Below are 8,286 nucleotides of genomic sequence, written 5' to 3' on the forward strand. Positions count from 1 at the left end.
TATCCGACAATGTTCTGTTCGACGACTTTACCGTCGATATAAGCAAGATGGACGGATTGGTCTGTGCCACCGAAGAGAATCAGTCCAACCAGGAAGGATACGGCGAAAAGAACTCCAAGCAGCGTCCCCCCATACAGGATGACTGTAATATATTTCGAAATCAAAATCTTCGTTCTGGAAATCGGCCGAATCAATAAGAGCTTAATTGTTCCCCATGAAAATTCACTGGCGACGATCCCTGCTGCGACGATGATGGCGAATAGGCCGACCAGCGTCACTGCAAAACCATTCGTTTCTACAAAGGTCCATACTGTTTCTTTTGTTTTCGGTGCAATATCGTTTTCAATCCTGTACTCGTTGAGGGCAATGTTTCTTTCGATCATCGAAGTGCTTAAACGATCCATCTGCCCTTCGGATAATGCCTTCTTATCCCCTTCTACCTGCATGGAAAGCTCCTGCTTCCAATTCTCTGTATCCTTCGCTCTGGAATCCTCATATTTCTCAAACGCTCCGACGATTCCGATGACAAGGATCAGCAGACCAAGCATCACATAAGTGCCGACCCGCTTAAATATTTTCATCCACTCATTCTTTATCAGATTAAGCATGCAGTACTTCTCCTTTCTCATTTGTGATTTCCAGGAAGCGGTCTTCCAATGTTTTTGCTACCGGCATAACACTGTAAATTTCCACTCCATCTTCTACGAATGATTTAATCAGCTGAGGGACTTGTTCCTTCATTAGCCCCACTTGCAGCTTGTTGCCCTTCACTTCGAATGGAAGGGCAGGCGTGAAGACGTTCATGACTTCATTTGCCTTCTTCTCATCATCCACTTCAAATTGATAAACGAGCTCCTCTCCATCCACAAAATCACGTACATTCTGCACATCGACCAGTTTCCCTTTTTGGATGATTCCGATCCTGTCGCACATCATTTCCATTTCGGAAAGCAGGTGACTTGAGACAATGACAGCCATCCCCTGTTCTTGTGCAAGCTTCCTGATGTAAGCACGTATTTCACGGATACCGGCAGGATCCAGACCATTCGTCGGTTCATCCAGAATAAGGATTTTCGGTCTGTGCAGCAGGCACTGGGCGAGTCCTAAACGCTGTCTCATACCAAGCGAATACGTTTTTACCTTATCATGGATCCTGTCTGTCAAGCCGACCAATTCGACAACTTCATTTATCCTCTCTTTCGTAATCCCTTTTTGCATACGGGCGAAATGCTGGAGGTTTTTATATCCTGACATGAATTTATAAAGCTCGGGATTCTCGACAATCGCTCCAACCGAAGCAATCGCTCCTTCGAAATCTTTTTTGATGCTCTTGCCCGAGATGACAACGTCTCCTTCAGTGATATTCATCAATCCCACGATCATCCTGATGGTGGTCGTCTTTCCCGCTCCATTCGGACCAAGAAATCCAAATACTTCACCTTCGAACACATCAAAGGAAAGATCATCTATTATCTTTTTTCCTTTAATGACCTTTGATACATTTTGTAACTTCACAATTGTATTCATTCTTCTCTTTTCCCTCCAGCTGTTGTTTTTTTCAACCATTGCAGAACCGATAAACCTTCCTCTTCTCTCAGCTTCTCCACCTCGCAATGTCCCTCGATCTTTCCGTCATGGATGATATATGCTTCATCCAGGATCGCTTCGATCTCATCAATTTCATGCGTGGCGATGATCACCGTCTGATTTCCGAAATCGATATATGAAATCAAGCTCTTCACGATAGAATCCCTAACCATCGGATCCAATCCTGAAAACGGTTCATCCAAAAGAAGTACCTCTGTATTACGTGACAAGGTCAGAATAAGTTTCAATCTTCCGCGATTTCCCTTTGATAAATGTTTAATTTTTTTATTTGCATCCAGATTCATGAACGCTGTCAGTTCATTTGCCTTTTCTAAATCGAAGTCTTCGAATTGAGAAGCGTAGAAGCGGATCATACCTTCAACCGTGAATGCTTCATAAAACATATCCAGTTCAGTCAGATATGAAACTTTGTCAGCTATCTTCCTGGTTACTTGCATGCCTTTGAACATCACTTCCCCGCTGCTTGGAAGCACAAGACCGGCAACCATTTTCAAAGTGGTCGATTTACCGCTTCCATTCGGTCCAAGCAGACCGTATATTTTTCCTTTCTTAAACTGAATCGACGTATGTTCCAGAGCAGTCTCGTGACCGTATTTCTTGGTTACATTGTGAAAACGGATCATATTCATATTCCCCCCCCTTTTCTTCTATTCATCCTGAAACTTCTCAAGGCTTTCAATCATCTGGTTTTTGGAAAAGCCAAGTTCTTTCATGTTTCTGATGAATTGCTCCACTATTTCCCTTTGAACCTTTTCATTCATTACTGAAAGCATCTCTTGATTTTCCGTTACAAAGGTTCCCTGCCCTCTCCTTGTCTCCACAATCTCCATCCTTTCCAACTCACTGTAAGTCCTTTGAATGGTATTCGGATTCACCCCGGATTGAATCGCCATTTCCCTGACTGATGGGAGCTTTTCTCCCGGCCGCAATTCCTTTCTTACGATTTCCCGAACGATACGGTCTGCAATCTGAACGTATATCGGTTTAGATGCTGTATATTCTTCCGTCATTCCTCACACCTCTACTTTACGGTCTAATAACCGGCAGGAAATAATAAACAGAGTGATCATAACGAGTCCTTCAAATGCGAAAGGCAGAACAGGAAATGGAATGCCCTCATCATAAAACCTCACACCTGCATTCCCTTGTCCCGCTGTAAAAGCAAGCCCTTCAGGTATCTTGATCGTCCATGATTCAAACAGCCTCTGCACCCACTTAATGCTCATTAATATCGCTGTGATACCCTGATAGACAACGATGAACCCTATAATGAATAGCCACCTAATGTTTTTTATGGCAGGGAATTTTCCCAGTGCATGGTAAAAGGTCCAAAAAAAGAATATCCAAATTGAAAAGTTAAACGCTGCGACAGTGATTCCAAGATTGAATAAAATCCCCTCTTTGACGGGCAAATATGGAAAAAACGTTCCTTCCGGCAGACTCATTAAACTGACTGCCCCAAGAATATCCACTAGCAAAAAAGACAATGTTGAATAAATAATGGCCATGATCAGCTTGGGAATGATAAGTTTAAATCCACTTTGGGGACTGTGAAGCCATAGCTGTGTCTTCCCCTCCATCCTGAGCATGGAGAAAACGATGACCGGCATCACAGCCAGGTGAAAGATTCCAAGCATGATAATGAACACGATCACAATTGCCGGTTCCCCACTCACCCTGCCAAGAATCAGCCCCAGTGCGTAGATAAATAAAATAATGGCGATCCATCCGTAAAACCAAATTCTTGATATGTGAAAATCTTTCCATAGAAGGCCTTTAAAAGCACTCATATTCCACACTCCCTAAAGTGTTTTAGTGTTCTAGTTAGATAGTACACTAAAACACGAATATCAGTCAATCATTTATTAACAAAAAATGGGTTCATTTATTTTGATGGTTGTGTAAAGCTATAGGAAAGACCAGATGGAGGGGTGAGGACGAATGAAATCTTCGAAAAGAGGCTGGAAAGAATCAGAGGAGATGCTACTAATGGAAATCGTCCAGTCTTATATGGATAAAGGACTTTCAAAAAAAGCAGCATTTGAAGAAGTTTCTGCAAAAATAAACCGAACTCCGGCCACTTGCTCCCACCACTATTATGCGAACAGAAATAAATTATCCATATCCAGTAAGCCTTCTGATATCAATCTCGAAGATTGCATCCATTTTCTAAATGACAGGACTCGAAAGCAGAAAACGCTGTTAGAGGAAAATAAAATCTTAAAAAAAGAAAAACACGAGCTCCTTCTCGTTCAGAAGAGATTGAAGGAAAGGTATTCAAAGCTTTCGGAGCAACAGAAGAAGCTTCGGCAATTAATGTCTATAATCAAGGAAGCAGAGAACTATTCGGAGTGTACGTCCAAAAAACCTACCATACATTGATTCCACATTAAAAAGGCCAGTCCAATGAGACTGGCCCTTCTCTCTCTATTTATCCTTTACTCTTTTGATTTCGATATCCTTCAATAGTTGATTCACTACATAACTTGCCTGTATCAATCCTGCAACAGATGGGACAAATGCATTGGATGACGGAGGAAGCTGTGCTTTCCTGATCTTCGCGTCGTCTTTGCCGACTTCCTTACGTACATCTTCACGGATGACAATCGGACTTTCATCAGAGAACACCACAGTTACACCTTTCCTGATTCCCTCTTTTTTCAATCGGGTACGGATGACCTTGGCAATCGGATCAGTGTGGGTTTTGCTGATATCGGCAATCTGGAAACGGGTGGGATCGGTTTTATTTGCCGCACCCATGCTTGAAATCAAGGGTATATCTCTTCTCAAGCACTCTTTCATTAAATGTATTTTATATGAAATCGTGTCAGAAGCATCAATTACATAGTCAATTCCGTAACGAAAGAACTCTTCATATGTTTCTTCGGTATAAAACATTTTCAGTGAAATTACTTCACACTCAGGGTTAATATCTTTAATGCGATCGCGCATCAAATCTGCCTTTGGCTGCCCGACAGTGGATAGAAGTGCATGGATCTGGCGGTTTACATTTGTAATGTCCACGTTGTCTTTATCCACCAATAAAAGACGTCCTACACCTGATCGTGCCAATGCCTCTGCCGCAAAGGAACCCACTCCTCCGATTCCGAGCACTGCAACCGTGCTGTTTTTCAGGGTAGTGAGGCCTTCCTTTCCGATCGCTAATTCATTTCTGGAAAACTGGTGTAGCAATTCAATCAACTCCATTATAAGTATTCGTCTAGGTTTATACTGAATTAGAATAAAGGATAGCAGGTGGAAAATCAACTTGAAATCTTTTCTGATGAATCAGATGCCTTTTAAACGCCGCTTTTCCCTTGCAAGACTTCGCTCAGCCCCGATAAGCATAAGATGAATGGGCCGGGAAGGCCTCCTTTGCCTTCTTGGACCATTTAGCTTATGACCTCGAGGGGCTAGCCGCCGGAGCTGGACAATCGAAAAGCGGAGGGGCTTTGCTCAGAGGCGGGTGGCATAAGACGAACCGGACATGAAGGCGTTCTTTACCTTCTTGGTCGGTTTGGCTTATGACATGTGCCTCTAAGCCCCGGAGCTGGACAAGTCTCACATTAGCAGCTTCTCCCGCAAGAGTATTCGTCTTGAACTCCAATCAACAGCTTGAACCAGTTTTAATACAAAAATAAATATAATCATAACGACCTTCTCTAAAAAATGGTCAATTTCATGTTTTACCATAAACCAAAATCAGCCTAATCTGTCTTTAAAATGACCAAAAAAACCAGGCATCGTTCCAGCCCGGTTTTATATACTCATATAAGGTTTTAAGATTTATGAACGAGTCCCAATCGTGCCGCCGCTGCGATTCCTTCGTTTTGAACCCGCTCTCGGCAGGTGGGTGCTTTGCTCTGCTAGTTGTTAGTCCTCAGAAGAGGCATGAACGCGTAACAGAAACGACAAACTCCCAAAGTTTTAATTGTTCGGTCAAAACTGTCAGGGTTAACGTCGTACACATCAGGACTCGTTTGTGATTGTTTAAATCATACCATAAGAATTTTGAATTTTCAATGAACTACCATTAGGAATTTTTACTCATTCTTCAAATCAAGCGACAAAGATAATTCCTTTAATTGGGCTTCATTTACACTGCCCGGAGCTTCCGTCAGTAAACAGCTTGCACTTGCCGTTTTAGGGAATGCGATGGTATCCCGCAGGTTCGTACGGCCAGCAAGCAGCATAACCAGGCGATCCAATCCTAAAGCGATTCCGCCATGAGGAGGCGTGCCATATTCGAATGCTTCCAATAAGAATCCAAATTGTTCCACTGCTTCTTCTTTGGAGAATCCCAGAACCTTGAACATCTTTTCTTGAATATCTCGTTCATAGATTCTAAGTGATCCCCCGCCCAGTTCATATCCATTGAGAACAAGGTCATATGCTTCAGCACGAACCTCCGCCGGATTGGACTCGAATTTTTCGATATCTTCACGGACTGGCATAGTAAACGGATGGTGTGCTGCATAATAACGGTTCTCATCTTCGTCGAACTCAAGCAAAGGCCAGTCAGTCACCCAAAGGAAATTATACTTGCTCTCATCGATCAGTTTAAGCTCTTTACCTAATTTCATACGGAGAGCACCCAACGCATCCGCTACAACTGATTTTCTGTCTGCAACGAATAAAAGCAGATCCCCTGCCTCGGCAGCAGTTTCAGCAGAAATCTGGGACGCATCTTCCCCGGTAACGAATTTTGAAATCGGACCTTTCAAGCCTTCTTCTTCTACTTTCAACCAGGCAAGCCCTTTTGCGCCGTAGCGGGAAACGAATTCGGTCAATGAATCAATGTCTTTACGGGAATAGTTCGTCGCTGCCCCTTTAACATTGATTAACTTGACTTGTCCTCCATTCGCCACCGCGCCGGAGAATACTTTGAACCCTGAATCCTTCACGATTTCAGACACATCAATCAGTTCCATTGCAAAGCGTGTATCCGGTTTATCCGATCCATATCGGCTCATGGCATCGTCATACGTCATTTGCGGGAATGGTGTTTCAACCGTTAAACCTTTTACATCATTCATCAGTTTCTTCATCATGTCTTCGACAAGCGCGATGATTTCTTCTTTATCCATGAAGCTCATTTCCATATCAATCTGAGTGAATTCAGGCTGACGGTCGGCACGAAGATCCTCATCGCGGAAACAACGTGCAATTTGATAATAACGATCAAATCCGGAAACCATCAGCAGCTGCTTGAAAATCTGTGGAGACTGAGGCAGCGCGTAGAATTCTCCCGGATGAACACGGCTTGGCACTAAATAATCGCGTGCACCTTCAGGAGTGCTCTTTGTCAGGATTGGTGTCTCTACATCCAAAAATCCATTATCGTTTAAGAATGAACGGAAAGACGTCGTTACATTGTGACGCATTTTAAAGGTATCAGCCATGACAGAGCGCCGAAGATCGATATAGCGATATTTCAAACGGACATCTTCCGATACTTCCATTTGGTCATCAATCATAAATGGCGGTGTTTTTGCTTCGTTTATGATTTCTACCTTCTCAACCTGGACTTCGACCTTTCCTGTTCTTAAATTAGGATTGACTGTACCTTCTCCTCTTTCCACTACGGTACCGGTAACACTCAATACATATTCATTGCGGATCTTCTCTGCAAGAGCGAGCGCTTCTTCTGAGAGATCGGGGTTGAATACCGCCTGCACGATTCCTTCCCTGTCCCTGAGATCGATGAAGATCAAGCCTCCCAAATCTCTCCTCTTCTGGACCCATCCCTTGATGATCACTTTTTCACCGATGAATGCCTCTGTTATTTCACCACAGTAAGCTGTTCTTTTTGTCATCCTGTTCTCCTCCTTGATGAATTCCTTCATCTTCTATTTGGTTAACTTTCCTCTCATTCTATCGACGAACTGATCAAGATTTACCTCTTCTTGTTCTCCTGTTGCCATATCTTTCAGATTGATCTTGTTTTCCTTAAGCTCATTTTCACCGATCACTGCAACATACTTCGCCTTGCATCGGTCTGCTGCTTTGAACTGGGCTTTCAGCTTCCTGTCCAGATAATCTTTCTCGGAAACAATCCCTTCCCTTCTGACGAGGTGAAGAAGTTTCACTGCATAATCCTTGGCTTCATCACCAAGCGAAACGATAAACAGATCAATTCCTTCATTGATCGGAAGATTGACTCCTTCAGCTTCCAAGGCTGACAGTAATCTTTCAATACTGAACGCGAAGCCGATTCCAGGTGTTTCCGGTCCGCCGATTTCTTCCACCAGCCCGTTGTAACGGCCACCTCCGCAAAGCGTCGTGATCGCTCCGAAGCCTTCAGCATTACTCATGATTTCAAAAGCTGTGTGATTGTAATAATCAAGCCCTCTCACAAGAGTGGGGTCCACCTCAAATTCCACATCCATGTCTCTCAGGTAGCGCTGGACTTTTTCAAAGTACTCTCTGGATTCATCATTTAAATACTCAAGGATTGATGGAGCCGATGACATCAATTCATGATCACGGTCCTTCTTACAATCCAGTATTCTCAATGGATTCTTTTCCAGCCTGTTTTGGCAGTCTCCGCAGAACTCACCTATCCTTGGCTTAAAGTGATTGATCAGGGCCTCCCTGTGTGCATTTCTGCTTCCGGAATCCCCAAGACTGTTGATGACAAGCTTTAACTGTTTTAAACCTAATTCCTTGTAAATGCCC

Annotated in this window: 9 protein-coding genes and 1 other RNA gene; 1 reads left to right on the forward strand and 9 read right to left on the reverse strand. The window is 43.3% G+C overall.

The window, feature by feature from the left end:
* The 5 genes from HP456_RS16310 to HP456_RS16330 all read right to left on the reverse strand — a co-directional run.
* A partial coding sequence (locus HP456_RS16310) for an ABC transporter permease (protein ID WP_172253002.1) occupies positions 1 to 608 on the reverse strand: 608 nt, incomplete at its 3' end.
* Positions 601 to 1,527: an ABC transporter ATP-binding protein gene (locus tag HP456_RS16315; protein WP_172253004.1), complete on the reverse strand. Its 927-nt coding sequence runs from the start codon at positions 1,525 to 1,527 to the stop codon at positions 601 to 603. The genes HP456_RS16310 and HP456_RS16315, both read right to left, overlap by 8 nt.
* Positions 1,524 to 2,231: an ABC transporter ATP-binding protein gene (locus HP456_RS16320; protein WP_172253018.1), complete on the reverse strand. Its 708-nt coding sequence runs from the start codon at positions 2,229 to 2,231 to the stop codon at positions 1,524 to 1,526. The genes HP456_RS16315 and HP456_RS16320 overlap by 4 nt, the downstream gene beginning before the upstream one ends.
* A 24-nt stretch (positions 2,232 to 2,255) precedes the next feature.
* Complete coding sequence (locus HP456_RS16325) at positions 2,256 to 2,618, reverse strand: GntR family transcriptional regulator (protein ID WP_172253006.1); 363 nt, start codon at positions 2,616 to 2,618, stop codon at positions 2,256 to 2,258.
* A gap of 3 nt (positions 2,619 to 2,621) precedes the next feature.
* Complete coding sequence (locus tag HP456_RS16330; RefSeq protein ID WP_172253008.1) at positions 2,622 to 3,398, reverse strand: hypothetical protein; 777 nt, start codon at positions 3,396 to 3,398, stop codon at positions 2,622 to 2,624.
* Between the two features lie 151 nt (positions 3,399 to 3,549).
* On the opposite strand from HP456_RS16330, the gene HP456_RS16335 reads away from it, so the two are divergent.
* Positions 3,550 to 3,990, forward strand: coding sequence for a hypothetical protein (locus tag HP456_RS16335; RefSeq protein WP_172253010.1), 441 nt, complete (start codon positions 3,550 to 3,552; stop codon positions 3,988 to 3,990).
* 45 nt (positions 3,991 to 4,035) lie between these two features.
* Here HP456_RS16335 and HP456_RS16340 read toward each other — a convergent pair whose 3' ends face one another.
* The 4 genes from HP456_RS16340 to HP456_RS16355 form a co-directional block, all read right to left on the reverse strand.
* Complete coding sequence (locus tag HP456_RS16340) at positions 4,036 to 4,800, reverse strand: tRNA threonylcarbamoyladenosine dehydratase (protein WP_172253012.1); 765 nt, start codon at positions 4,798 to 4,800, stop codon at positions 4,036 to 4,038.
* A 600-nt stretch (positions 4,801 to 5,400) separates the two neighbouring features.
* Positions 5,401 to 5,587: non-coding RNA, 6S RNA (ssrS, locus tag HP456_RS16345), on the reverse strand.
* A gap of 64 nt (positions 5,588 to 5,651) precedes the next feature.
* Positions 5,652 to 7,424 carry an aspartate--tRNA ligase gene (aspS, locus tag HP456_RS16350; RefSeq protein WP_172253014.1) on the reverse strand — a complete coding sequence of 591 codons (1,773 nt, stop codon included), beginning with the start codon at positions 7,422 to 7,424 and terminating at the stop codon, positions 5,652 to 5,654.
* A 33-nt stretch (positions 7,425 to 7,457) separates the two neighbouring features.
* Positions 7,458 to 8,286, reverse strand: an 829-nt coding sequence (locus HP456_RS16355; protein ID WP_172253016.1) for a histidine--tRNA ligase, incomplete at its 5' end; no start/stop codon positions are given.

The sequence above is a fragment of the Bacillus haikouensis genome (assembly GCF_013179555.1).
Classification (GTDB): Bacteria; Bacillota; Bacilli; order Bacillales; family Bacillaceae_B; genus Rossellomorea; species Rossellomorea haikouensis_A.

Excerpts from the sequence above, each read along its gene's own strand:
- HP456_RS16315 (WP_172253004.1), bottom strand. The coding sequence starts at position 1,527 with ATGAATACAATTGTGAAGTTACAAAATGTATCAAAGGTCATTAAAGGA.
- HP456_RS16320 (WP_172253018.1), bottom strand. The coding sequence starts at position 2,231 with ATGATCCGTTTTCACAATGTAACCAAGAAATACGGTCACGAGACTGCT.
- HP456_RS16325 (WP_172253006.1), bottom strand. The coding sequence starts at position 2,618 with ATGACGGAAGAATATACAGCATCTAAACCGATATACGTTCAGATTGCA.
- HP456_RS16330 (WP_172253008.1), bottom strand. The coding sequence starts at position 3,398 with ATGAGTGCTTTTAAAGGCCTTCTATGGAAAGATTTTCACATATCAAGA.
- HP456_RS16335 (WP_172253010.1), top strand. The coding sequence starts at position 3,550 with ATGAAATCTTCGAAAAGAGGCTGGAAAGAATCAGAGGAGATGCTACTA.
- aspS (WP_172253014.1), bottom strand. The coding sequence starts at position 7,424 with ATGACAAAAAGAACAGCTTACTGTGGTGAAATAACAGAGGCATTCATC.